The following is a 21,575-nucleotide window of genomic DNA, read 5'->3' as shown; positions in this document are numbered from 1 at the left end:
AATAATTATATTTAAAAAAAGTTGCTTTAAAGCAACTTTTTAAATCAACTAAAAATTAATATAATGTTTGCCATATTTATAAAAATGCAATATACTTATAATATATAAAATATTAATTTCTAGGAAAAAAGATGAAATTTACTGCGAACAAATTCTTAATTCCATTAAGTCTAATTATATTACTAATAAGTTTTTTAATCATTTTATACCGACTTTCCATAAATTAGATAAAATAATTCAACATACTTAACCTGAATCTCGGATAAGGATTTTTCTTCAAAAATAAAAAGATAAACGTTATTTTAGGATTAACTTTTACAGATATTAGATTAAATTGCAGAGCTTTTTATGATCAAAATGATCGATCAGCTCAAAGATGAATGGTCTTAACTCCTTAAGCAGGATTCAGATTACTTAATTAGATCTCTTTCATAAGTCATTTTTCACTCAATTCCATATGGTAAATTCCAGCGATTAAGTTGAATCTCAGACCGAGTCTCTTACCTCTATTTCGGTAACGGTCAGCTAGAATTTTAAAGGTCTTAAGTCGACCAAATACGTGCTCAATCCCGATTCTTCTTCTGTTAATCTCTTGGTTATACATTTTAAGCTGAGGATCTAACTTACAGTGCCGTTTGGCTTTTAACGGCAATAGGCTCTTAGTGTAAAAACAGCATAAATTCCTTGATAGCCTTTATCTGCAAGGATAAAAGTCCCTTCAGGAATTTGATTTAAATTGCGTTTGAGCAACTCGAAATCATGCACTGCACCGGGACTGCTACATAAACTCAGAATTTGCTGAGTTTTATAGTGAATCATGGCCTGTACTTTAAAGGTATGCGTCTTTTTCTTGCCACTATAGCTTTTCTTCTGTTTTTTTAGGTCTTTGTATTGGAATTTCTGTGGCATCCACGATGACAACATTCCAGTCTATACCTTCACCTGCAGGTAAATTCTTCGGTAAATTGAACAGGTTTGACTGAATTAAGCAGTCTTCCACATGACGTACAATTCGCGAAGCTGTTGGCTCTGAAACACCATAGCTTGTTGCAACGTGAAATAAAGTTCGATACTCGCCCCAATAGCTCAGACACAGAAGAACCTGGTCTTCGAGACTTAGCTTGGATGGTCTACCTTTAGCAGGAACCTGCTTCTGTAATTGTTCCACCATTACATAAAAGGTTGACCATGAGATGCCTGTATATCGCCTAAACTGTGTTTCAGAAAGCTTCTTCGAATCGATGTGTTTCATCAGCAGATTATGCATTAATGCTAAAAAATCCGGGGTACAAATATTAATCAAAAAGATGATCGCTTTTTTGATTTATGAAAGAGATCTATTAACTTGAAATTTTTACGCATCTTAAATTAATAAAATCCGATTTAACCAATTTAAAACCGGATTTTTTTATCAAATAATATCACCTAATAACGTCTGTTGTGCATTATGAGGCTTTTGATCTTCTGTCGAGATGTTACGGCACCAACTACCATCACTTTGCAATAACCATGATTGCTGATTATCCATTAAATAATTTTCTAACCCTTGCTGATAAATTCTTTTTTTGAGTCCAGTATTTTCAATAGGAAAGCACACTTCAACACGTTTAAATAAATTACGCTCCATCCAGTCAGCACTAGAACAATACACACGTGTATCACCATTATTGTAAAAATAATAGACACGAGTATGCTCAAGAAAACGCCCTACAATTGAGCGAACACGAATATTTTCTGATAAGCCAATTAGGCCTGGACGTAAACAACAAATAGAACGAATGATTAATTCTACTTGTACACCTGCTTGAGAAGCCTCATATAATTTATTTATTAATTGAACTTCTGTCAGTGCATTAACCTTAATGATAATTTTTGCAGGTTTACCTTGTTTAGCAAGGGTAATTTCATTATCAATAAATACAATTAACTGGCTATGTAGAGTAAAAGGTGCATGTAGAAGTTTCTTTAACTTAACCATCTTCCCCATACCCGTCAATTCTTGAAAAATACGATGTACATCTTCACATAAGTCTTGATTTGTAGTTAATAATCCATAGTCTGTATAAATTTTAGCATTCCCTGCATGATAATTCCCTGTGCCTAAATGTGCGTAGCGCACCAATTTTTGATTTTCTCGACGCACGACCAAAATCATTTTGGCATGTGTTTTATAGCCCACAATACCATATACCACAACAGCACCGGCTTCTTGCAATACATTAGCTACAGCAATATTGGACTCTTCATCAAACCGTGCACGTAACTCGATTACTGCAGTGACTTCTTTACCATTTCTTGCTGCTTCAGCCAAAATTTGTACAATTTCCGAGTCCGCTCCACTTCGGTACAAGGTCTGTTTAATAGCTAAAACATGCGGATCTTGCGCAGCCTCACGTAATAATCGAATTACAGGTTTAAACGACTCAAAAGGATGATGCAGTAAAATATCTTCTTTCTGCATCGCACTAAAAATACTGGCAGATTTTTTAAGTATTTTTGGTATCGCAGGAGTATGAGGTTCATAACGTAAAGATGGGCGTTTAAAATCCGAAACTAATCGAGCTAAATTAACTGGCCCATCGACACGATACAATTGATGTGCATGTAAATCGAATTCTTTGAGTAGGTATTCATAAATATGTAATGGACAATTTTTATTGACCTCCAAACGTACTGCCCGACCAAAACGGCGTGAACTGAGTTCGTCTTTTAAGGCTTCCGCTAAGTCTTCAACATCTTCAGTTAACGTTAAATCTGCATTTCGGGTTACTCTAAATTGATAGCAACCCGTTGCCGTCATTCCCGGAAATAAATCAGACACATGAGTATGAATAATTGAAGAGAGCATCACATGATGCTCTTTGCCTTCGGTCAACTCATCTGGCAAACGCACCACACGTGGCAATGAACGTGGTGCAGGAACCACTGCCAAATCGATCTGACGGCCAAAGGCATCCTTACCATCCAAAGTCACAATGAAATTAAGTGATTTGTTGACCAAGCGTGGAAAGGGATGCGCAGGATCTAAACTTATTGGTGTTAAGGCTGGTACAACCTGTTCCTGAAAATATTTTTTGACCCAATTAGATTGTGCTTGAGTTAACTCTCCACGTCTTAAAAAGCTGATGCCTTCTTCTCTTAACTGCGGAAAAATTTGCTCATTTAAAATTTGATATTGGCGTTCAATCGCAGCATGTGCTGTCTCCGAAATTTGATGTAAAATTTCTTGTGGGGATAAACCATCAGCCGTTTGTATGTCTCGCTCTTGAACAAAATGTTCCAACATAGTTGCAACACGAATTTCAAAAAACTCATCTAAATTTCTAGAAAAAATTAATAAAAAATTCAATTTTTCTAAGAGTGGATTTAAAGGATCGACCGCTTGTTCTAAGACACGTAAATTAAAATCTAAAATTGACAACTCGCGATTAATATATCGCTCAACTTGACCATATACCGGGGGGGAGGCTTGTGTAACTACGGAATTCATATACTACCCATATTTCTTAAAAGCAATGCCATTTTTAGTTGGCTAAAAATAAATAGAATTACAAAACAAAAACTTAAATATCATTCTAAAATATTGAAAATAAATCCTAAATTTACTGAATAACCATCCAAAGTACCGCCATTAAAATCGCCATATGCAGCATTTGTGCGGGGGCAAAATATAGAAAATATTTCCCGCCACCAGTTAAAAATGCATTGATGCTTTTAGAAAATGCATGTGCAGCCAAACCAATCATCATAGCGTAGACCAACGTCATCTGCTGTGGTGTTCCTTGCATCACCACCGTTGCCATGGCGGCATGCACTTCAAATAAAGAAGCGAAGAATGCCCCAATAATCAAACCGCTATCACCCAACACTACATTCAAGCCATATACCGCTGCTTGAATCACTGTCAGTGTTACCACAATGATCAAGGCTTCCTTAATGCTGAACATCCGACTGTCCATATGCGTAATATCATTTTGTGGTGTAGCCTGTTGACCCATCGTCGCTTTGGATGAATGAATTAACATCAAGGCAATGATCAAAAGCACTGCAATGCCAATACTGCAAGGCAACAATAAAACCTTAAACCAAGCAAAATTAATCCCTGCGACAATAATCAGCAGCTGTAACAGGGTCGCAATACAGGAAATTAAGCCTGCACCAGCATTAGATTTGGCTTCTGCTTTGCCTGAACGGACTTCCATGCCCAAACTGGCAATAGTTGCGGTGCTAGAAACAAAACCGGATGCCAAAGATGACAACATCAAGGCTTTATTGTTTGGCAAGAGACGTTTAGCAATATGTGCCAAGGACTGTACGCCTAAAATCATGATCAGCAGTTTTAGAATCACATATGGATTGAGTACTGTGCCCCACATTGCCTGATCCGGCATCAGTGGCAAGGCAATTAAAATCAGTGCCAGTAAAAACAAACCGTCACGCAGTTCAAAATGCTGAATCCAATTGCCAGCAAAATAATGCAATGACTGCTTGCCCATTAAAATCAGACACAACACTACCGCTAACCCTGCAGCAAGCGGCACATTAAACACACATAATGCACCAATCAAATAGGTCATCAAAAATGCCAGTTCAGTGGTCGCACCAATATCCTGTTTTTGTTTAATCAGGCTATAAACACAAAAAGTCGTGACTGAAAATGCACCTAAGATACCTACTGCAAGATGTAGTAAAAAACATACTGCCCCAAGCAAGGCGCAAATGGTAAATGAACGCAGTCCGGCAAAACTGGGTTCACTTTCTTTACGATTATGCCTTTCCCGTTCTAAACCGATTAATAAACCGCAGCCTAATGCAGATACCATGACTCTCAATAATTCTTGAAAGGACAAATCTAGTAATACAGTATTCAATTTCTTAGCCTCAACACAGCTGGATAAAAAATGCGATGAACCACATTCATCAAGACTCCTCTAAAAGACGCTCATACATCACGTTAGAGAAACGATAGCTATGTGCAATTAAGCGATCCATCCAACGCTGTGCAGCTAATAATTCCACCCCTTTGGATGCGCTTAATTGATTTACTTCGGTATATTCCATGACTTTTTTACGCGTTTCGGCACGATGGCTACTGGTCCATTTTTTTAACTGATTTAAATCGGCTCTAAGATTTTCAATGACTGACCGATCTGCTAACTGTTCTATATGTGAAAAGTAACTTTCTAAAATATTGCAATAATCTAGTGCTAACTGAAAAATTGCCGGCTGTGTTCGTAGCAATATGGCATTATCTAAACGCTCTAAATCATTATGTAAGACACGTACATAGACCATTACTCGCAGTAATGATAAGAATTTTTGTTTGAGTGCAGGATGCTCAGGAATCGCTATTTTTTCTAAATACTGCTCAATATGCTGAATAATCTCATTCAGCGTATTCAACTGTTGATGTCTAGGTAATGTACCGGTCTGAAAAACCATTTGTAGAATTTTAAAAATCTCAAATATGCTGAAATATACCGCCTTTTCCGCGGCCTGTACTGCAATGGCAGGTACTTGCAAACTTGCATCATCCAGACTGTCTAAAATGGCAGGATTATTACTTGGCAACCATTGGATAATTTTCTGTTCTAAAAATTTCAGACTTGGCATAAACATACATGCCCCCAACACACTGAATGCTGTATGAAACATCGCGAGCATAATCACTTGATCAATGCTGCTGAAAAATGCACTGTGTTTAATCAACCAAAGAAAAAACGGTGCTAACAGGAAAAATGCAGCAATCGCACTCACGAGATTAAAAATCACGTTCACAGCAACTGTTCGTTTGGCATTGATCGAAGCGCCAATCACCGAAATCACGGTAATGCTGACTGCACCAATATTTTGCCCAATCACCATATATAGCGCCTGCGGCAAGTCAATCGCACCACTGACTAAGGCAGCCATAGTCGCTGTAATAGATGCACTAGAGGACTGCAGCAGCATTGCCATAATGATGCCGATCAGCACCAAAACCAATTGTGACCACAAGCTGTCATAACCAAAAAAGGATAAATCTGAGTGTACAGCAAACCCCGCCATGGCTTTTTGCAAAACATCGATGCCAAAGAAAATCAGACCAAAGCCTGCAATCACAAGGCCCAATAAGGCCATTTGGCCTTTAGCGATGAGTTTAAGCAGAGCGCCTAAAGCAATCATCGGTAATGCCAACATGGAAATGGAAAATTTCATGCCCAAAAATGCCACAATCCAACCAGTACTGGTTGTGCCGATATTGGCACCAATCACCACACTCATGGCTTGCGTGAAACTGAGTACCCCTGCTCCGACAAAACCAATGGCGGCGACAATTGTTGCTGTAGATGAATGCACCAGCAATGTCATACCCAAACCTGACAGCATGGCTTTAAACGGCGTTGCCGTAAACCTTGTCAGTAACTCCTTCAAGGTCTGACCTGCAATTTCTTTAAGGCTATCAGTCAGTAACGTCATACCAATTAAAAATAGACCGACACCGCCACATAGTTCAGAGAGAATTTGAAGCACTACATTCCCCTATAAATTTCAAAAAAATTATGCTATTCAATGACATTTATTTAAATCTTGCGCCATTGAATTATTATCAAAGAATAAAAAAAAAGCAGGCAGACTATTCGGGGAGTCATCTGCCTGCAAAAGGGAAACCCTTTACGCCATGGTATGAATCGTGTCTTTAAAGCGCTTCCAAGACACATAAAAAAACACTGACGCAATACCTAACAACCATACAAATGATGGCCACACCACATCGAATCCTGCATTACGGTATAAAATGGCCTGAGCCAAAGAGACGAAGTGTGTAGTTGGGGCAATCATCATGACCTGCTGCACAATTTCCGGCATGCTTTCGCGTGGAGTAGATCCGCCTGACAGCATTTGCATTGGAATTAGTACCAGCATCATTAACAAACCAAACTGCGGCATAGATTTTGAAACGGTTGCCATATAAATACCCATCGAAGTGGTTGCAAACAGTGTGAGTAAGGCGCCAAAGAAAAAGAGCGGCAAACTACCATCAATCGGGACATGCAATACACCCTGAATCACGACTTTTAAGCCAACAAATACTGCGATCAATACCACAAGACTCATTGACCAGACTTTGGACATCATGATTTCAAATACCGTTACTGGCATCACCATCAAATGTTCAATGGTGCCATGCTCACGTTCACGAATCAGCGCTGCACCAGTCAGAATAATTGAAAGCATTGCCACGTTATTAATAATCCGCATGACACTCATAAACCATTGATTTTCCAGTGTTGGATTAAAACGGGAACGTATTGCCAAATCTATCGGTAGCTGGCTAATTTCACGATTGCGAAGTACATATTCATTTACTTCAGATTGAATGATCTGCTGAATATAACCTGCGCCAGACATGGCTTGGGTCATTCGGGTTGCATCCACATTAACCTGAATTTCTGCTGCATCACCCGACAGTACATCCGACTGGAAATTACTCGGAATATTGACCGCAAAGGTAAATTCACCTGCGTCCATGCCTGCATCCATCGTGCCAAGCGTGGTGGTTTTACTGATAAAATTAGGCGGATAAAAGGCTGAAGAAATCCGTTCCGACAAGGTAGAGTGATCCTCATCCACAATCGCAATCGGTGCCATATTCAAGGTATCTTTGACCGCTGTTGATGCGGTATATACTGAGATGGTAAAGGTGTAAATAATTAACACCAACATGATTGGATCGCGCCAGAGACTCCAAAGCTCTTTACAGCCGAGCTGGTAGATATTCTGTAATTTTGTGAACATCTTATTGCTCCTGTTTCTTCAGCAAGGCAATAGCAGCAAACATTACTACCGGAACAGCCATGGCCATGATCCAAATGGCCTGTTTCAAATCATCAAAGCCCAAACCTTTATTAAAAATTCCACGACTGATATTGACCATATGCGTTGCCGGATAAATTTCCCCAAACCAGCGTCCAAACCCATCCAAAGACGATACAGGATTGATAATTCCAGCAAACTGCATAACTGGTATCAAAGTCCCAATCATGACTAAAAACATTGAAGCAATCTGGCTTTTGGTAATAGTAGATGCCAATAGGCCCATACCTGTGGCAAAAATTACAAACAAAAAAGAAGCTAAGGTCAGAGCAAAGAAGCTACCTTTTACAGGTACATCAAATAAAGTAACCATGACCAAACACATAAGGGAATAGTTCAACATTGCCAACAAGATATATGGAATCTGTTTACCAATTAAAAATTCTGTCCGCGTCACTGGTGTGACATACAAATTCACAATCGAACCTAATTCTTTTTCTCGCACCACAGATAAAGCAGTCAACATGGCAGGAATCAACAGTAATAATAAAGGCAATACTGCGGGGGTCATCGCAGGTAAACTTTTAATATCTGGGTTATAGCGGTAACGAGTTTCAACACTCACAGTACTAGATGTTTTATAACCACTTTGTTCCAATGCTTTTTGCATCAGCCAATACGTGTGAATCCCCTGCACATAACCTTGCACAGTTTCTGCACGCTGTGGCATCGCACCATCAATCCACGCAGCGACTTGCACCTGTTCACCACGAGCAACATCACGAGCAAAATTTGGCGGAATTTCTATCGCCAAGGAAATATCCCCACTACGCATACGCTGATCAATATCATCATAGCTTTGCAGCGCTGGCTGTTCGATAAAATAACGCGACCCTGCAATACTCATGCTGTAGTTTTGACTTAAGCTCGTTTGGTCACGATCCAACACAGCGAATTTGAGGTCTTCAACATCCATGGTGATGCCGTAGCCCATGACCAGCAGTAAAATTAATGACCCCATTAAAGCCATGGTGGCGCGAATCGGATCACGCGCCAACTCCAAAGATTCACGCCAGGCAACACTCAATAACCGGCGCAAACTGAATTTTTTTGGCTTGGCATTCAGTTCTTTACTGCCATTTGTTTCAGCAATACTTTTCGCCAAATCATTGGGCTGATCTTTAGTGCCTGCACCAGCATCAATCAAATAACCGATAAAAGCTTCTTCAAGTGTTTCAGCATGGCGGTTTTTTATCAGCTGTGCTGGTGACGCACTGTCAAGCACTCGTCCAGCGTGCATCATTGACATTCGGTCACAGCGCAACGCTTCGTTCATAAAATGAGTTGAAATAAAGATCGTGACCCCATCATTACGCGACAAATTGATTAAATAGCGCCAGAAATTATCACGCGCAATCGGGTCAACCCCAGATGTTGGTTCATCCAGAATTAAAATTTCAGGATTATGCACCAGTGCCACTGCGAGTGATAAACGCTGACGAACCCCCAAGGGCAAATCATCGGGCAGTTTTTCTTTGACTTCTTCCAGGTCAAAACGCTCCAGCATGAGCTGTACACGTGGCTCAATCTGTTCTTTTGGTACATGAAATAATTTGGCATGTAAGACCAAATTCTGCACAATGGTCAGCTCGCTGTATAGGGAAAATGCCTGCGACATATAGCCGACACGGCGACGAGTTTCAATATTGTTGCCCTCTACAGGCTCACCAAACAGCCACGCCTGACCTTCTGAGGCTTCTAAAAGTCCCGTCAGCACTTTCATGGTGGTGGATTTACCACAACCATTCGAGCCTAAGAAACCAAATATTTCACCACGCTTAATTTTAAAATTAACATGATCTACCGCAGTAAAATCACCAAATTTCACTGTTAAATCTTGCGCTTCAAGAGCATAGCTTTCTGAACCGTAGTCAGGTAAAGGCGGAATCACCACAGGCTCATAGCCGAGCTTTTTTTCTTCTGGCAATAGTTGAATAAAAGCATCTTCTAAACTGTTACATTGCGTTTCAGTCAATAATTCTTGTGGTGTGCCAGTTTTTAAAATCTGCCCATCATCCATCATCGCCAGCCAGTCAAAGCCTTGTGCTTCATCCATATAAGCAGTAGCAACAATAACACTCATCTGTGGACGAACTTTGCGAATGCGGTTAATCAGTTCCCAAAATTGCGCCCGTGCCAAAGGGTCAACCCCTGTGGTCGGCTCATCTAAAATCAGAAAATCGGGATCATGAATCAAAGAACAGCACAGACTTAATTTCTGCTTCATCCCACCCGATAATTTACCCGCAGGACGGTCGAGAAAATTGTACAAGCCTGTGCTTTTGGTCAGATCATCAATCCGTTTGCGTCGCTCGGCAGCATCATGCCCAAACAGACGTGCCACAAACTGTAAATTCTCTTCAACCGATAAAGTTTTATATAGGTTTTTCCCTAAACCCTGCGGCATATAGGCAATATGTGGGCAAACACGGGTACGGTGTTGTTTATCGGCAATATCACCGCCCAACACCTTTAAGCGACCTTGCTGTACAATTTTCGCCCCTGACAGCAAAGCCAATAGACTGGATTTCCCCACCCCATCTGGACCGATTAAACCGATCATGCAGCCTGCTGGTAAGGATAGCGACACTTGATTCAGTGCAACCGTTTTTCCATATTTCAGACTAACATTTTCAATTTCTGCAACAACCGATCCTTTTTCAGATTGTTGTGTCATCATTTAACTGTGTTCTCTAAAAATGTCGGCCAAGCTGCCTGATCATCAATTTTGATATATGCCACACCTGGCAAACCTGTTTTGACTTGTTCGATATATTTGTTCAATAAAGTTGGATCAATTTTCGCTTTAACACGGAACATCAGTTTTTGACGTTCGCTTTCCGTTTCCACCGATTTTGGTGTGAACTGTGCAGTATCGGCAACAAAAGACACTGTAGCTGGAATCACCACATTTTTCGCAGCATCCAATACAATACGTACTTCTGTTCCAATAGCAATTTTACCTGCAACGGTTTCAGGCAAAAAGAACGTCATATACACATCAGATAAATCAATCAGATTGAGCACACGCCCGCCCGCTGCCACCAACTCACCCGGCTGCGCGACACGGAACTGAACACGTGCTTTTAATGGTGCACGTAACTGTGCATCATCCATATCAAATTTAATCCGTTCCACCGAGGCTTTGATGGCATCGACTTGAGAATGTGCGGCTGACACTTGGCTTTTAGACGCAACAATTGCCCCTTGGGCACTTTGTACCTGTGCTTTGGCTGCGCTTAATACCGCAATGGCTTGCTGTGCTGCGGCACGTTCATCATCCAGTTGTTGCTTGGACGATGCGCCTTCTTTGGCTAAAACTTCGGTACGCGCTAAACGATTTTTAGCCGCCATCAGTTCTGTTTCACGCTGTTGTACCATGGCTTCAGCGGCGGCTTTTTCGCTGATCCGCATCGCCACTTGTGCTTCCGCTGTCGCAATCGCATCCTGGGCTTGACGCTGTTGTGCTTCCAATTCACGTAACTGGGCTTCTAAAGTCGAAATTTTAACCCGCGCCAAGATTTGACCAGGCTCGACAAAGTCACCTTCTTTAACCAAAATTTCTTCTAACTGACCAGATAGCTTACTAGATACGTTAATTTCAGTGGCTTCAATACGTCCATTGCCACTGACTAAGGCATCAGTGTCTGGCTTATTCATATTTTTCCAGATCAGATAAGCGACCAACCCTAAAACAACGATGAACCCAGCAATGGTTATTTTCTTAAAATTCATGTTTAATTACCCAATATTTTAAATTTTTTTTGCAAATGCGGTGTCACCACCCAAGGCAAAATAAAGACTGACATAGGACTGCATTAAGCTACTTTGCGTTTCAATCCATTGCTGTTCTGCACTAAGTAAATTGCGCTGTGCATCCAAAACGTCTAAATATCCCACAGCACCGTTGTCATAACGCAGTTGTGCCAGCCGTGCAGTTTCCTGGAAAGCACTGAGTCCTTGTTTCTGAATCCGTAATTGTTGATCTAAATATTTCTGTTGAACCAGTGCATCAGAGACTTCACGGAATGCGTTCTGTACCGTCTTTTCATACTCTGCCACTGCAATCTCTTTACGCACTTCTGCTAAGGTCAAATTATTTTTTAGACGACCCGCAGTAAAAATAGGCACACTGATACTTGGAGCAAACGACCAAACACTGCTGCCAGATTTAAATAAATCGTCTAAATCTGCACTGGCTGTTCCAAAACTGCCCGTCAGTGCGATACGTGGAAAAAATGCTGCGCGTGCCGCATAGATATTGGCATGCTTAGATTTAAGCATTGCTTCCGCAGCATGAATATCAGGACGGTTCAACAATAAGTCTGAAGGCAAACCCGTTTGTAGCATACTTGTTTTAAAAGTCACTTGATCTAAATCTGTTTTAGGCAAAGAAATCGGCTGTCCCACCAATTGCACTAAATAGTTTGCAGTCAGTGCACGGGATTTCTGTAATTCAGCCACTAAAGCTTGACCATTACTGAGCATTGTTTTTGCTTGCATGTATTCCACTTTAGAGCCTGCACCCACCTCAAAACGGCGCTTAAAAATTCGTACTGATTTTTCATAATTCTGTACAGAGCGCTGAGCAAAATGGATGCGTTTATCCAGTTCAGATAACGTTAAATAACTTTGAACAGTTTGCTGCATAATACTATTGCGTGCTGCACGCACATTGCTTTCAACTGCAAGAAATTGCTGCAAAGCCGCTTCATTCAAGCTGCGGATACGACCCCACAAATCCAGCTCCCATTGGTTCATGCCAAGACCCACAGAATACTGACTGGATGTCACTTCTCTACCGACATAAGATAAGTCGGCAGGCACATGACTGCGTTCCATGCTCGCAGTACCACCTATATTCGGAAAAAGTTCAGCACGTTGAATGTTATAAGCCGCTTGTGCTTCATGCATACGTAATGAAGCAATCTTTAAATCCTGATTCGCCACTAGTGCCAGATCGACAATATTAATAAGTTGTTGATCTTTGACATAATCAATCCAAGAAAGTGCTTGGTAAGAGTGCTGAGTTTGAATCGGATAATTATGAGATAAAGAAATTTTAGGCTTCTGATAAGGATCTATTTGTTGACAACCAGTAATACTGAATATAATTAAAAAACTACTATATTTTAATTGGGTAAATTGCATAATATTATTCACCCCAAAAATTAACAGAATGATAAAAATGAGAATTTGAAAACATATTTTTTAAATGAATATAAACTAACTGCTTCAATCTAATTTCAATATTAAAATTAGGATCTACCATCCAGTTATGAACTAAACCCATCAATGATGTTTTAATAAAATCATGTACCATTTCAATATCTACATTTCTTGATAATTCCTCTAGAGCTAATGCTTCTTTAAGCCATTTAATAGTGTTTTCCTCACGCATATTATGAAATCTTACCAGACATTCATTTAAAATTTTATTTTGCTCTAAACCATAAAATCTCAACCAAAAATATGCTCTATATTTTTCACGATTCAAATAAAAATCATCTGAAATACTTAAAATTAATGAATTAATAGCATCTAAACCATATTTATTATTAGTTGCAATTTTAGATTTCTCATTTAACCAGTTTTCCAAATAATTTAAAACTCGAACAAGTAATTGATCCTTAGAACCATAGCGCCGAGAAACTAAACCGCGACTGTATCCAGCATTCACACCTACTGCCTCTAATGTAACTGCATTAACGCCACCTTCCGATAGAAGCTTAATAGTCTGATTCACCATCTTTAAATCAGATTCAATTGCTCTAACCTGTGTCTTTTTCTTAAAAAAAGCATTATTCAAGTTTTCTTTATGTTCTAAAACAGTTGAAATCTCAAGACTCACAACAGCCCTCCCTCCAAAGACATATAAAAATATTGCTGTCAACAACTTTTTCTGAAAAGAATAGACCTCTTGCGAAAGTATAGTTTTATCTAATTTTTGAATTGGCTAAAACCTTATAAAATATAGCTTTTGACTGCTTAAAATTTGACTAACGCAAGAAGTCTAATATAAACTTAAAATAATAAAAGGTCAAAATTTATATTTTAATATTTTAATATTTTAAATATAAATACATAACAATAACTTACATTAAAAATACTAATAAAAATAATAATAAAAAAAATACCGATCTTTTTAGTCGGCTTTGTTTTAATGGTACAAAAAAAAGTTGTTGCAAAACAACTTTAATAGGCTTTGTTGCACAACGATTTCATAACTATATGATTTTAAAAGTTTTGATTATTTTTTGATCCAAAATTAAATTTATTTAAATCAGATGCTTACATATTTATGCAACAAAGCCACTTTAATAATAAAACAATAACATTGACTGTAACTGAATTTATAATTATTTTATTAAAAATTTTTTAAACGAGACTTAAAATGAATTATCAAGACCTCTCCATTAAATTAATTCAAGAACAATATAAACTCAAGAATTCTAAATCAAAAAGTATATTAGTAATAATTGGCGGAATTGAACTAACGCGAAAAAATCAATCAATCAAAAAGCTAAGTGAATTAATGGATCCTAGATATTTAAAAATTAAGGCTGAAACCCCAAATAGAGTCAAAGAAAATAAATTAATTTGGCAACCATACATAAATGACATTCCAAAAAAAGGACAAATCATGTTTTTTTATGGAAATTGGTATACTGATTTACTAGCGTCAACTATATTAAATGATGAAGAAATACAAAATAATACATTCAACGAACACTTAAAGCGTATATATGAATTTGAAAGTTACTTAAAAAATAATAATGTAGATATTATTAAAGTTTGGTTTGAAGTTTCATGGAGCAAAGTAAAAATTCGCACAAAAAATATTGATATTATTGATAAAATCCAAAGAGTTCCACGTTTTACATGGGATGATTTTCCACAAAAAAAATGGAAAACTAAAACCTTATACAATCAAATTCAAACTTTAAGAAATAGATTCACCCACGATTGGGTAATCATTAATAGTGAAAACAATATAGAAAGAAATACACAGTTTTCTCAATTAATACTTAAACATCTAAAACTACCACCTGTACAAATTAAGAATAAATTTAAATATCAGGCGGCACCTATTCCTTCAATTTTAACTCAAATAAAAAAAAGTGAAATTAGCCACATAGAGTATAAAAAAACCATTAAACAACTAGAAAGGAAAGTCGCAGATGTTCTACGTTATTCATCACATAACGTTGTATTAGTTTTTGAAGGTATGGATGCCGCAGGTAAAGGCAGTTCAATTAAGCGCATCATTAAATTTCTAGGGCTACACGAATATAATATTCATAGTATTTCAGCACCAGAAAATTTTGAACGATTACGTCCTTATTTGTGGCGTTTTTGGAATAAGCATTCAACTAATGGGGCACTTAATATTTTTGATCGCAGCTGGTATGGACGTGTACTTGTAGAACGTGTAGAAGATTTAATTAACCCAATAGAATGGCAAAATGCTTATGAAGAAATAAATCAGTACGAAAAACAACTGTCTGATACAAATACAATTGTTATAAAATTTTGGCTAGCAATTTCAAAAGATGAACAATTACGTCGTTTTTACAAGCGAAAAAATACACCTCAAAAAAGCTTCAAATTAACAGAAGATGATTGGCGTAATAGAGAAAAGTGGGATGCCTACTTACAAGCAGCATCAGATATGTTCAAATATACGAGCACAGATATTTCTCCTTGGCACATCATTGCCAATGATAGTAAATATGCTGCACGAATTGAAATTTTGCAAACTATCCTTCATAGCGTACAAAATAAAAATTTAGGTCACTTAGAAAACTTATAAGATTAGATCTCTTGCGAAAGTCATTATTGCAAGTTTATCCGGTTTACCAATGCAGCGATTAAATTAATGCGTAAACCGAATCTTTTCCGTCTATTTCGATAGCGTTCACTTAATATTCTAAATCTTTTCAATTGACTATTGATATGTTCGATCACAACTCGTATTTTTCCAATCATTCTATTGTACTTTTTCTCAGCCTTAAATAAGGGGGAATTCTTCTTTTTCTTTATGGGCATCAATAATTTAAAACCATCCTGCTCTAATCCGTAGTACCCTAAATCGGTCATAACATATTCACAATGTTTGAATTTCTTAACCGTTTTTCTTGCCAATTTAATATCATGCTGACTGCCATTCGATATATCTAGCCCTATGATTTGTTTGCTGTTCGGATGATAGATCACTTGTGCTTTTAGCGTATGTTTCTTCTTTTTACCACTGTAGAACTTACTCTGATTTTTTTTTCGGACGTTCTATTGAACATTCTGTCGCATCAATAATGACCCAGTTAAAGTGTTCGTCTGCTGTGGTAATGCTTCGTTTTGGCAGAGTAAAACGTCTTGATTTCATCAATGCATCTTCAACCTTTTTAATGGTTCGATTCACATTACTTTCAGCGATATGGTAATTTGCCGCTAATTCCAGTTGAGTGCTGTAGTTCCGTAAGTAATTGAGAGTTAATAACAACTGATCCTCTATATCTAAAGTATGAGGACGACCTGATTTCTTTTTGAGTGATTCTGCTTTTTCTAAAACCTCGACCATTTCAGGGCTTTGTTGCATAAATATGTAAGCATCTGATTTAAATAAATTTAATTTTGGATCAAAAAATAATCAAAACTTTTAAAATCAAATAGTTATGAAATCTTTGTGCAACAAAGCCGATTGAAAATCAGATGCGTCCCTGGGCGTTGGGGCGCAAGAACTGGCTGTTTGCAGGTTCGCTGCGCAGTGGTCAGCGAGCGGCAAACATCATGACGTTAATCCAGTCAGCAAAGCTGAATGGCTTGGATCCGTATGCCTATTTAAGTGATGTGCTGAAAAGGCTGCCGACACACAAAGTGACCCAAATTGAAGAGTTACTGCCACACCGCTGGAAACCTAAATCGAATTAAAAAATAGGCATGGGGTTCAGCGGACGCTTACGTTCAGCGGACGCTTACTGCCTATTTAAGTGATGTGCTGAAAAGGCTGCCGACGCATAAAGCGACCCAAATTGAAGAGTTACTGCCACACCGCTGGAAACCTAAATCGAATTAAAAAATAGGCATGGGGTTCAGCGGACGCTTACGGTCAGCGAGCAGCCAATATCATGACATTAATCCAGTCAGCAAAGCTGAATGGCTTGGATCCGTATGCCTATTTAAGTGATGTGCTGAAAAGGCTACCGACGCATAAAGCGACCCAAATAGAAGAATTACTGCCACATCGCTGGAAATCCAACTCAAATTAAAAAATGGGCATGGGGTTCAGCGGACGCTTACACTCAAACTTATCTGGTTTTAACTAAACTCATATTTTTGAGCTGTGCGACAGGTATTTTTTTATTGATTGGGTATTATCGGCTTGTGGTTCGTGCGCAGTAATGAGATATCTAAAATTAAAAAAAGGATTTTGTATCACTACAAAATCCATAAAATTTAAGACTTTATCTTTCTCTTAACGCTTCTCTGGCTTTATTGAATGGCTTAATCAAATAGTCCAGCACTGTTTTCTGTCCAGTGCGAATATCAACTGTCGCCACCATTCCAGGCGTAATCGCAAAAGTCTTACCCTGTTTATTTCGCAGCTTATCTGAATCAGTGCGAATATAAACCCGATAGTAAAATTGATCCTGTTTAACTTCATCTCGAATCGTATCAGGAGATATCACGGTCACTTTGCCATGTAATCCGCCATATATCGCATAATCGTACGCTGTAATTTTGACTAAAGCTTGTTGGTTTGGACGAATAAAGGCAATATCTCTTGGCGAAATTCTAGCTTCGATCAGAAGCTGTTCATCTAACGGCACAATCGTCATAATCTTGCCATTAGGAGGAATTACGCCACCTAAAGTCATTACATCGATTTCTTTTACCACACCGCGAACAGGCGCTCTAAAGACTGTACGATTTAATGTATCTGATTTTCCTTTCACAATCTGCCGTTGTGTTTCTACGTCGGTATTGGCTTTGGATAATTCTTCCCTTGCTTTTACATAATACTGACTACGTGTATCATTAATTTGCTTTTGTAAATCAGAAGCTTGACGTTTTAACCTTAAAACCTCTACCTCACTTGCAGCTCCTTTAGCAACTAACGGCTCAGTCATTCTTAGCTCTTGCTGTACCAATGTTAAAGAAGTCGTTAGATCTGATATTGACTCTTCTAAATTTTTCCGTCGTGTATTATACAACTGTGTTTCTTCACGAACCAATTGCGAATCTTTTTGAACTATCTCGGGAAATTGTAATGCAGTTCCATTTACTTCTGCCCGTAAACGTGCCGAAGTGGCCAATGAAGAAACGAGCAAAGACTGCGATTCACCTACATTAGATGCAAAGCGAGTCGGATCAAGTTGTGCCAATATGGTGCCTTTTTCTACAATATCACCTTCTTTAACATCGAGTTTGGTCAAAATACCACCCTCTAATGACTGAATAATTTGCTCTTTAGAAGATGGAATAACTTTACCCGTACCTGTAGAAACTTCTTCCAATTTAAATAAAGCAGCCCATATAAAGAACACCAAAAGTCCTAAGCCAATAATCCAGATGACCATACTCGATTTAGGTAAAGGTGGTTCATGAAATGAAGCTTTAGCAGGACGTTTTGTTTGTTGTGGTTGTTCATTCATTATTGTGCCCCACTGGATGGATGAGTTTGATTATTTGATTGACTCAAAATCTGATCGCGTGGACCATCCATCACAATTTTCCCCTCATTCATGACAATAATTCGATCAACTAATGCCAAAACAGCTCGCCGATGAGTTGCAACAATTAAAGTCCGATGCCCCATCCAATTCATTAGATGATCAATAAATTGTTTTTCTGCTACATCATCAATCGACGCTGTTGGCTCATCTAACAATACAATATTAGGTTGGCGAATAAGCAAGCGTGACAGCAACAAAGCCTGCCGTTGTCCACCAGAGAAACCTAAGCCACCCTCAAGTACAAGATGATCAAGACCTTCTTTTTTATCTTGTACAAATGACCAAGCTCCTGTCATTTTGAGCGCCTGAATCAAGTCATCATCTGAGGCTAAAGGTGCGCCTAAAGTTAGGTTTTCCCTGATTGTGCCATAAAACAAATGCGCACTCTGATTAAGTAACCCTGTATCACGACGAATATCAGCAGGATCAATCAGTGATAAATCAAGACCATCAAGATAAATATTACCTTGCTGCGGCATTTGCATGCCTGATAATAATTGCAATAATGTGGATTTCCCCGCGCCATTTCGGCCTAAAATTGCAATTTTCTCTCCCGCCCGAATTGCTAGTTGAGCAATCGCTAGATTGGGTTTTGCATCATCTTGATTATATTTAAATAAAGTGCCATTCAATTGATAATCACCCAACAATACTGAGCGATGGATCAAATGCGCCCGATCAGGTTGGTCAACTGGCTTTTTCATTAACTCATCAAGACTACTTTTTGCGACTTTGGCTTGCTGTAAACGTCCCAAAACACCCGTAATTTGTGCAATTGGTGCCAACATTCGTGAAGATAAAATTGAGCATGCAACCAATGCACCTGTGGTCATTTCTCCACTAATCACGGCAAAACAGCCAACAAGTACCACAAGAGCATAAGTCAGACCTTGGACTTTTTGCGTCCATGCAGTCATCACGCCCACTATTTTACGCTGCTTCATACTAATATCGGCAGACATTTCATTCATATGATTCCATTGATTCTGGAATCTGGATTCAGCGCGTAACAGCTTAATGTCCTCTATGCCTTGCACTGATTCCACCAATATTGCATTACGAATCGAAGACTCACGCATTCCCTCTCTGGCAAGTTTAGCCAGTGGTCTTTGTGCCAATATGGCTGGAATAATCATAAGCGGTACAACAAGTACCATGACCCAGAAAAGATTGCCGCCAATGATCCAGAATATAACCAAAAATAAAAAGAAAAATGGCAAGTCGGCAATGGCGCTAATCGTCGTTGAGGTGACTAGCTCCCGCACCCCTTCCAACTCCCGAATTTGGGAAATAAAAGTACCTGTTGATTTGGAACGCTCACTATTTTTAATTCTGAGCGTATGACCAAAAACCCGATCTGAAATACGCAAGTCTGCTCGTTTACCAATAATATCTGATAAATAGATACGCGCTACACGTAAAACAAATTCAAAAATTGCCGCAATCAATACACCACCTGCCAACACCCATAACGTAGGAATTGACTGAGAAGGCACGACTCGATCATAGACTTGCATTGAAAATATAATGGTTGCCAGTGCCAGAATATTTGCAATTAATGATGCAAACATAATATCGATATATCGTTTCCAGTCACGTAACACGATCGACCAGAACCAACTACTCTCATAAGGTTTGATATATTCATCAATACGCGCATCTGCAACTGATTTTTCAGGTCGCAGGATATAAACACTTTCAATTTCATGTTGAAGGTCAGAAGCAACAAAACTTTGCGCAAGCCCCTGATCACCACTCATCTGGATACTGACATTATGATCGACATCTGCCTGATCAACCACACCAACTTGACCATCCTTGAATACCACGATGACTGGTAAACGCCATGGATTAAGCATCTCTTTTGAAAATTTACTTTTACGTACACTTAAGCCAATCTGACGTGCAATCGTTTTCACGACCTCATCTGCTGCACTAGCCCCTGCCCAATCCATCTGCAAACGGATACGTTCTTCAGAGGTTTCGATACGATAATGTTTGGCAATCAATAAAATTGCCTGAAGATATGGCTGGTAATTCATCGTACTCATGGCTGAACCTTAACCCCCTGAATGGATAGACGATTAAGATGATAAACATCTCGTGATTGACCTGTAGTCGAGATAAGTTGGACTAGATTTGCATAAATATCATAACGATTATTTTCAATTTCCATATTTGCACTATGAATAGCTTGTTCAGCATTAAGTAAGTCCACTACTGTCCGCGTACCAAGCTTATATTGCTCCTGATATAATTCTTTTGTTCTGGTGGTGGTTGATTGTCTGGCAACCAAAACCTGCATCTGCCGTTGTTTATTTGTGACTTGTTCCTCAGTCATGCGAATCTGTTCCAGAATATCCATATAACTATTTTGTACTTTGGCTTTGGCAGCTTCTTCTGCATAACTTGCAGCGCGACTTTGCGCCCCCACTGATCCACCCTGAAAGAAGTTACTGCTTGCTTCAAATTTAATTGAACTATCAAATCCGTCATCCTTGTTATTGTTTGGATTGACACCATTCAGTGCCTGACTTAGCGTTCCAACTAAATTTAAAGTAGGGTAACGACTGAGATCTGTCTGAGTTTTCTGTGCTTTTGCGACATTTACTTCTGCTTGAGCAGACATAATCGTAGGAATCGTATTGATTTTAGGTGCTTCAAAAATCTTTGATTCAGTGACTACATTTTCAGGTATTTTCCAGTTGATCCGACTGATATCAAAGCCCAGTAAAGTCCGTAATTTTTGTTGATACAGTCTTAATTGTGTTTGTTGAGCAATTAAATTTGATTGGGAAGCTTCAAGATACGACTTCGCCTGCACGGGATCTGCCTGACTGCTAATGCCAGCATTTGCACGCAAATTGGCAATCTCAGCAATACGTGCAATCCCATCTACTTGCTGCTGTGCAATGCGACAGACTTCCTCATAGCGTTTTAGATTCACGATTGCACTTGCAACCTCAAGTGCAACCTCATCAATCT

At 38.8% G+C, this 21,575-nt stretch carries 15 protein-coding genes and 4 pseudogenes; 4 read left to right on the top strand and 15 right to left on the bottom strand.

The window, feature by feature from the left end:
• Positions 1 to 436: 436 nt before the first annotated feature.
• From DPG01_RS19040 to DPG01_RS15890, 11 genes are all read right to left on the bottom strand, one after another.
• Entirely contained in the window at positions 437 to 604 is a 168-nt protein-coding gene (locus DPG01_RS19040) for a transposase (protein ID WP_252149998.1), read from the bottom strand.
• 38 nt (positions 605 to 642) lie between these two features.
• The gene (locus DPG01_RS19035; protein WP_005137618.1) at positions 643 to 909 is read right to left on the bottom strand and encodes a transposase; all 267 of its coding nucleotides are present in this window, start codon (positions 907 to 909) and stop codon (positions 643 to 645) included.
• On the bottom strand, positions 857 to 1,252 hold the full coding sequence (locus DPG01_RS15930) for a transposase family protein (RefSeq protein ID WP_079270859.1): 396 nt from the start codon (positions 1,250 to 1,252) through the stop codon (positions 857 to 859). Before DPG01_RS15930 ends, DPG01_RS19035 begins: the two co-directional genes overlap by 53 nt.
• Before the next feature lie 159 nt (positions 1,253 to 1,411).
• Positions 1,412 to 3,490 carry a polyphosphate kinase 1 gene (gene ppk1, locus DPG01_RS15925; protein ID WP_005137621.1) on the bottom strand — a complete coding sequence of 693 codons (2,079 nt, stop codon included), beginning with the start codon at positions 3,488 to 3,490 and terminating at the stop codon, positions 1,412 to 1,414.
• 112 nt (positions 3,491 to 3,602) lie between these two features.
• Positions 3,603 to 4,871, bottom strand: a complete 1,269-nt coding sequence (locus tag DPG01_RS15920) for an MgtC/SapB family protein (RefSeq protein ID WP_004907087.1) — start codon at positions 4,869 to 4,871, stop codon at positions 3,603 to 3,605.
• A 49-nt stretch (positions 4,872 to 4,920) separates the two neighbouring features.
• Entirely contained in the window at positions 4,921 to 6,513 is a 1,593-nt protein-coding gene (locus DPG01_RS15915; protein WP_004985732.1) for a Na/Pi cotransporter family protein, read from the bottom strand.
• A 141-nt stretch (positions 6,514 to 6,654) separates the two neighbouring features.
• Positions 6,655 to 7,779, bottom strand: coding sequence for an ABC transporter permease (locus DPG01_RS15910; protein WP_004907092.1), 1,125 nt, complete (start codon positions 7,777 to 7,779; stop codon positions 6,655 to 6,657).
• Between the two features lies 1 nt (position 7,780).
• Positions 7,781 to 10,537: a ribosome-associated ATPase/putative transporter RbbA gene (gene rbbA / locus DPG01_RS15905; protein ID WP_005001585.1), complete on the bottom strand. Its 2,757-nt coding sequence runs from the start codon at positions 10,535 to 10,537 to the stop codon at positions 7,781 to 7,783.
• Positions 10,534 to 11,592, bottom strand: a complete 1,059-nt coding sequence (locus DPG01_RS15900) for an HlyD family secretion protein (protein WP_004907097.1) — start codon at positions 11,590 to 11,592, stop codon at positions 10,534 to 10,536. The genes rbbA and DPG01_RS15900 overlap by 4 nt, the downstream gene beginning before the upstream one ends.
• 18 nt (positions 11,593 to 11,610) lie before the next feature.
• Positions 11,611 to 13,008, bottom strand: a complete 1,398-nt coding sequence (locus DPG01_RS15895; RefSeq protein ID WP_004985741.1) for an efflux transporter outer membrane subunit — start codon at positions 13,006 to 13,008, stop codon at positions 11,611 to 11,613.
• Between the two features lie 4 nt (positions 13,009 to 13,012).
• A complete protein-coding gene (locus DPG01_RS15890) occupies positions 13,013 to 13,708 on the bottom strand; it encodes a TetR/AcrR family transcriptional regulator (RefSeq protein ID WP_110975751.1) in 696 nt (231 codons plus the stop codon).
• A 543-nt stretch (positions 13,709 to 14,251) separates the two neighbouring features.
• Here DPG01_RS15890 and DPG01_RS15885 point away from each other — a divergent pair.
• Positions 14,252 to 15,670, top strand: a complete 1,419-nt coding sequence (locus tag DPG01_RS15885; protein ID WP_110975750.1) for a phosphate--AMP phosphotransferase — start codon at positions 14,252 to 14,254, stop codon at positions 15,668 to 15,670.
• Between the two features lie 23 nt (positions 15,671 to 15,693).
• Here the strand turns inward: DPG01_RS15885 and DPG01_RS15880 are convergent.
• Positions 15,694 to 16,438 (bottom strand): annotated as a pseudogene (locus DPG01_RS15880) (IS5 family transposase); the annotation flags it as partial.
• Between the two features lie 116 nt (positions 16,439 to 16,554).
• Between DPG01_RS15880 and DPG01_RS15875 the strand changes: the two are divergent.
• The 3 pseudogenes from DPG01_RS15875 to DPG01_RS15865 all read left to right on the top strand — a co-directional run.
• A pseudogene (locus tag DPG01_RS15875) lies at positions 16,555 to 16,785 on the top strand (transposase domain-containing protein); the annotation flags it as partial.
• A 58-nt stretch (positions 16,786 to 16,843) separates the two neighbouring features.
• Positions 16,844 to 16,930 (top strand): annotated as a pseudogene (locus DPG01_RS15870) (hypothetical protein); the annotation flags it as partial.
• Positions 16,931 to 16,961: 31 nt separating this feature from the next.
• Positions 16,962 to 17,123, top strand: a pseudogene (locus tag DPG01_RS15865) (transposase domain-containing protein); the annotation flags it as partial.
• Positions 17,124 to 17,318: 195 nt separating this feature from the next.
• Here the strand turns inward: DPG01_RS15865 and DPG01_RS15860 are convergent.
• The 3 genes from DPG01_RS15860 to DPG01_RS15850 all read right to left on the bottom strand — a co-directional run.
• Positions 17,319 to 18,509, bottom strand: a complete 1,191-nt coding sequence (locus tag DPG01_RS15860) for an HlyD family efflux transporter periplasmic adaptor subunit (RefSeq protein ID WP_044112084.1) — start codon at positions 18,507 to 18,509, stop codon at positions 17,319 to 17,321.
• Positions 18,509 to 20,641 (bottom strand): type I secretion system permease/ATPase, encoded by a 2,133-nt coding sequence (locus DPG01_RS15855; RefSeq protein ID WP_000106054.1) that lies wholly within the window; start codon positions 20,639 to 20,641, stop codon positions 18,509 to 18,511. Before DPG01_RS15855 ends, DPG01_RS15860 begins: the two co-directional genes overlap by 1 nt.
• A partial coding sequence (locus DPG01_RS15850; protein WP_162622355.1) for a TolC family protein occupies positions 20,638 to 21,575 on the bottom strand: 938 nt, incomplete at its 5' end. The genes DPG01_RS15855 and DPG01_RS15850, both read right to left, overlap by 4 nt.

Source organism: Acinetobacter sp. WCHAc060042, assembly GCF_003231195.1.
GTDB lineage: Bacteria > Pseudomonadota > Gammaproteobacteria > Pseudomonadales > Moraxellaceae > Acinetobacter.
The sequence above is the reverse complement of the archived record's forward strand: the minus strand, read 5'-3'. Positions and strand labels throughout refer to the sequence as shown.

Excerpts from the sequence above, each read along its gene's own strand:
- DPG01_RS19040 (WP_252149998.1), bottom strand. The coding sequence starts at position 604 with ATGTATAACCAAGAGATTAACAGAAGAAGAATCGGGATTGAGCACGTA.
- DPG01_RS19035 (WP_005137618.1), bottom strand. The coding sequence starts at position 909 with ATGCCACAGAAATTCCAATACAAAGACCTAAAAAAACAGAAGAAAAGC.
- DPG01_RS15930 (WP_079270859.1), bottom strand. The coding sequence starts at position 1,252 with ATGAAACACATCGATTCGAAGAAGCTTTCTGAAACACAGTTTAGGCGA.
- ppk1 (WP_005137621.1), bottom strand. The coding sequence starts at position 3,490 with ATGAATTCCGTAGTTACACAAGCCTCCCCCCCGGTATATGGTCAAGTT.
- DPG01_RS15910 (WP_004907092.1), bottom strand. The coding sequence starts at position 7,779 with ATGTTCACAAAATTACAGAATATCTACCAGCTCGGCTGTAAAGAGCTT.
- rbbA (WP_005001585.1), bottom strand. The coding sequence starts at position 10,537 with ATGATGACACAACAATCTGAAAAAGGATCGGTTGTTGCAGAAATTGAA.
- DPG01_RS15900 (WP_004907097.1), bottom strand. The coding sequence starts at position 11,592 with ATGAATTTTAAGAAAATAACCATTGCTGGGTTCATCGTTGTTTTAGGG.
- DPG01_RS15895 (WP_004985741.1), bottom strand. The coding sequence starts at position 13,008 with ATGCAATTTACCCAATTAAAATATAGTAGTTTTTTAATTATATTCAGT.
- DPG01_RS15885 (WP_110975750.1), top strand. The coding sequence starts at position 14,252 with ATGAATTATCAAGACCTCTCCATTAAATTAATTCAAGAACAATATAAA.
- DPG01_RS15860 (WP_044112084.1), bottom strand. The coding sequence starts at position 18,509 with ATGAATGAACAACCACAACAAACAAAACGTCCTGCTAAAGCTTCATTT.
- DPG01_RS15855 (WP_000106054.1), bottom strand. The coding sequence starts at position 20,641 with ATGAGTACGATGAATTACCAGCCATATCTTCAGGCAATTTTATTGATT.